The 589-nt window shown below is 44.3% G+C and carries 1 protein-coding gene and 1 pseudogene; both read right to left on the bottom strand.

The features are described 5' to 3' along the window. On the bottom strand, positions 1 to 334 hold a 334-nt coding region (locus tag ACWHAR_RS29765), incomplete at its 3' end, for an HD domain-containing protein (RefSeq protein WP_452088776.1). 161 nt (positions 335 to 495) lie between these two features. Next, positions 496 to 589: pseudogene (locus ACWHAR_RS29770) on the bottom strand (DUF1450 domain-containing protein); the annotation flags it as partial.

Consider the following 589-nt stretch of genomic DNA (forward strand, 5'->3'; position numbering starts at 1 on the left):
ATGAATGCGAGAACGGCCCGTGCCCGAGGTCATGAAGCAGTGCCGCGGCCAAACAGAGTTCACGCTCACTGTCATCCCATTCAGGGCGGCCTTTAAAGACGTCATCAACCATTCTTCTGACAATTTCATAGACACCGAGAGAATGGTTGAACCGGCTGTGCTCAGCCCCATGGAACGTCAAATAGGTCGTGCCGAGCTGCTTAATTCTGCGGAGACGCTGAAATTCACGGGTTCCGATTAAATCCCATATCAGCTTGTCCCGAACATGAACATAGCGGTGCACCGGATCTTTAAACACTTTTTCTTCTGATAATTTTCCATTTGGATACGCCATCGTCATTCCCTCTTTTTTTTAGCCGTGATTCTATTATATCGACTCTATTCTTTGAAAACATCCTTGAATTTGCCCGGCGATTTGTTCCATCTTCATGAAAAACACATCTTGTGAAGCAAAAAAGCCTGACCTGAGGGCCGAGGCTAAGAAAAAATATGTTTTTACTTTTTTATTTTCTTTTTTACTTTGTCAATCAGCTCATCCTCTGTCGGAGCTGACAGCGGGCGATTGTTCACAAAAGCAAATGATTTTTTC

The organism is Bacillus sp. LR--39 (assembly GCF_053613335.1).